The 3,827-nt window shown below is 45.0% G+C and carries 3 protein-coding genes; all 3 read right to left on the minus strand.

Translation table 11 applies throughout. The annotated features are described in order from the left end of the window. Positions 1-132: 132 nt before the first annotated feature. From Q0200_RS09375 to Q0200_RS09385, 3 genes are read right to left on the minus strand one after another with little or no spacing between them, the layout of a single operon-like run. The gene (locus tag Q0200_RS09375) at positions 133-840 is read right to left on the minus strand and encodes a thioredoxin domain-containing protein (protein ID WP_297940633.1); all 708 of its coding nucleotides are present in this window, start codon (positions 838-840) and stop codon (positions 133-135) included. Positions 841-899: 59 nt separating this feature from the next. Then, the gene (selB, locus tag Q0200_RS09380; RefSeq protein ID WP_297940634.1) at positions 900-2,720 is read right to left on the minus strand and encodes a selenocysteine-specific translation elongation factor; all 1,821 of its coding nucleotides are present in this window, start codon (positions 2,718-2,720) and stop codon (positions 900-902) included. Continuing rightward, positions 2,717-3,595, minus strand: a complete 879-nt coding sequence (locus Q0200_RS09385) for a hypothetical protein (protein WP_297940635.1) — start codon at positions 3,593-3,595, stop codon at positions 2,717-2,719. The genes selB and Q0200_RS09385 overlap by 4 nt, the downstream gene beginning before the upstream one ends. Positions 3,596-3,827: the final 232 nt, after the last annotated feature.

Genomic DNA, 3,827 nt, shown 5'->3' on the forward strand with positions numbered 1-3,827 from the left:
AATAAATAGTTAAGATAACCTGAAATTTAGCTTAAATTTCAATACTACATATCAAGTTATAAAAGTATATTTTATGTAAATTTGGGGTTTTGAGCCAAATTTATCAAATTTAGCTCAAATTTGCGTTAGATGTTATTTTTGAAGGTCGCTTAAATTTACTATGAAAGGCACGGAGCGAACGCCGGCTGCGGAGTATTTTTGTCTTAAATTATCCATCGCTTTAACGTCAGCATCGCTAACGGCGCCGTCTGCAACCTTATAGTCGTCCGCAAAATACTTTCTTAAAATTTTGATCTTGTCGCTATCTGTTTTTGCGCCTGCTGCGTCTTTATAGATCAAAAAGCTTTTTTGTAAAGACGAAACGTCGTGAACCGGAGTTAAGATTAGCTTTACGTTGCTCTCTTTTAGCGTAGCTTCGATCTTTTCAAGCTCTAGGCGGCAGTATGGGCACTCGGGATCCGAAAACATCACGATAGTCGGCTTTTTAGAGTCGTTTCCTAGAGTGATGATATTTTCTTTTTGCTCGTTTTTATAGACTTTTGAGATATTTTTCGCCGCTATTTCCTTTTTTATCTCTTGCAAATAGGCTTTTTGCGCCTTTAGGTCGATGATATCAGGGAAAAGTAGGTCGCCTTTAGTAAAGATAACCTCGTCTTGGCTGACTTGACCGTTGCTCAAATTTACCACGACCGCTTCGATTCCGTCGGTTAACGGTTTGCGCTCAGTTACATTTACTTTCACGCCCTCGCCGACCATCTGCGAATAAAAACCGACTACTTGCTCGTTTGACGCCGCAAACATCGCAGAGGCCGCCATTAGCGACAAAACTATTTTTTTCATTTCATTCCTTTTTAAAAATTTGCGCGGATTATATTAGCTTTTTATAAATAGATAAAAAATCACGCTTTTAAAACTCTATCCGTGCCGTTTTTTACTATATTTGGATCTAGATCGAGTTGCTCGAGGTAGGCGATTATGTATTTTCTACTCAAATTTAACGCCTCTTTCGCGTTTGTTACGTTTACGGATCCTTGCGCGGCGATGATGGCTTTTAGTTTGGCAAGCGCCTCGTTTAGGGCTTTTGACGTTACGAAAAGATTGTGCGCGAGCCTAACCACGCGTCCGATGCCAGTTAGCTTTTTTAGCGCGTTATCGCCGCTAACACGGTCGATCTCAAGCTCGTCGTAGATGTTATAGGGCGCCAGGGGAGCTAAATTTCCGCTTTGCAAAATCTCGTAAATTTTCTCCTCGAGCCTGATTTTTAGCTTGCTCATATCCACGCCCGTTTTGGTGTAGACGCCGTCGTTTTTAGCGATCATGCCCGCGCTTTCTAGCTCATCAAGCGCCTTTTGAGCGATGTTTTCGCTAGCCCATGAGAGCTTTAGGCTGATGCTCGTAGCCGAAAATACCGCAAATTCGTTCTTTTCTATCATAAATTTGACCGCGCTTTTTATCCTATCGACCGCGCTTAGATCGTATATATTTAGCGCCTTTTCATCGACGAATACGTTTGGCGTTTGTTTTGCGATAGCGACGGCCTCCTCGTGATTTAGCCCGAAACGCTGATAGGCCGAGATGATACCAAAGCCGTTTTTATGCGTATCTTTTAGCATCGCAAAGGCGCTTACGAAATCTTTTTTGAGCAGCGAGTTTAAAAACGAAATTTTGCTTGATTTTTTCATCGGCTCGCTCACGGCGTTTAGTACCCTGCCGCCGCCTATGACGCGACCATTTGCGATGAGTACGAACGGCTCGTCAAATTTTAAAAACATATCCCTTTCAAATTTAAACGTCGCAAATATCCCACCGTCTTTTTCGCTAAGAACCAGCGCTTTTGCGGGCGCGGCCTTTGCACCGACGCAAAACGTCACGCTTTCGCCGTGCGTTAGCTCGCGAGCGAAAACGATCGCGTCTATCTCGAGAAATCCCCTAAAAAAGCCCTTTTTGCTAAGCAACTGGCCTTTTTTTAGATCATTTAGCTCGATACCAGTCAAATTTAGCGCCACGCGGCTACTCACGCCCACGCGGTCGACGAAGGTATCGTGGCTCTGCACGCTTCGCACCTGCACTTCTTTGCCCGCGTCATAGTTAAACAGCTTCTCGTTTTTGCTCACGCTGCCCTCTATCACGGTGCCCGTGACTACGTTTCCGATACCTTTTAGGCTAAAAACGCGGTCGATGTAGTATCTAAAAACCCCCTCTTGCTCGCGGTTGGCCGCCTTTAGCGTGAAAAGATAATTTCGCAGCTCGTCGATACTCGCGCTATCTTTGATACTAACCGGGAAAATCTCCAAAATTTGCAGATTTTTGTAGTTTTGCGCGGCGGAGTAAATTTCGCCTTTTCGCTGCTCTATTAGCTCTGCGCTCGCTAGGTCGCATTTAGTTAGCGCGACGATGAGTGAGCGAACGCCAAGGATGTTTAAAACCTCCAAATGCTCCAGAGACTGCGGCATTAGACCGTCGTTTGCCGCCACGACAAAAAGGCACGCGTCAAATCCGTACGCGCCGCTGATCATCGTTTTGATCAAATTTTCATGCCCCGGCACGTCGATAAATGCGATATTTTCGCCGTTTTTGCTCAAATTTGAAAAGCTAAGATCGATCGTGATCCCGCGCTTTTGCTCCTCCTCTAGCCTGTCGCCCTCAAAGCCGTTTAGTTCCTTTATCAGCGCCGTTTTGCCGTGGTCGATGTGCCCGGCCGTTCCTATTATTAAGCTCATTTTTCATCCGTTTCGTTGATTTTTTCTATCAAATTTTGCACGTCCGCGTCTAGTACGCTGCGAAGATCAAGCAGAAATTTGCCCTCCTCGATGCGCCCGATCACGAGATTTTTCCTAAATTTAGCCTCGTTCTCGTTCGCGTTTCCTTTGACAGCCAGCGCGACGCTAGGTATGCGTTTGTTTGGCATAGTGCCGCCGCCTACGAAAGTCGTCGTGCGCACGATTTCAAGCGGAGTTTTTAGCTGCGAGTTTATAAAATTTGCCGTGTTTTCAAGATCGTCCACGCTTTTATAGAGCTGCTTTACCGTCGTGATAAGCTCAAATTCGCGGTTTGCGTAGGCTTTGACGCTCTCGGCCAGTAGCGATATGATCACCTTATCCACGCGCAGCATTCTTAATAGCTGATTTTTCTTTAGCTTTGCGATGAGCTCGCGTTTACCTAGGATTATGCCGCACTGCACGGAGCCAAAGAGCTTATCGCCGCTAAAGCTAACGAGCGAGGCGTCTTTTAGGTTTTTTAGATTCGGCTCGTTGCGCTCTAGTCCGTAGGGCAGCTCGCCGTAAAATCCGCCGCCAAGTGTGTAATCAATTGTTACATTAAAGTCCTTCACTCCTTTACAGTGATGAAAAAAAGCCTTTAAAAGCATAAAAACAGCGGAACGCTGATAGCTCTGTAAACCGATGCGATTTTGGATTGTTATCCATTCAATCTCGCAGTCCTCTTCCGGCACCTTCTTATGCAGCTCATATATCTTACTTCCCACCTTGGCCAAAAGTAGAGGGTACTGATTCTGCTCTTGGAAAAGAGGCACTATGTCCTGAAATCGACTCCCCTTTTCCACTTCGATGCTTTTTCCCTTGGATGTCACCTGCATACTGCACTCCTTTCTATTCCTTTCCGCTTACTATTTTCATTGTATTTCCGTATTTTTATATTGTATAGACATACTATCGGCTAATCTTAGCATATTTTCCCCGGAAATCGGATTTCTTCTTCCACAATCTCTATCTCCGGAAAATGTCGGCGGATTAAACCGCTCATATAAGGTACAAAGAAATGCTCCAAGCCGTAATGCCCTGCATTGATTAGGCTTAGTCCCTTTTCCA

It is taken from the genome of uncultured Campylobacter sp., assembly GCF_938045225.1.
In the GTDB taxonomy this organism is placed as follows: domain Bacteria; phylum Campylobacterota; class Campylobacteria; order Campylobacterales; family Campylobacteraceae; genus Campylobacter_A.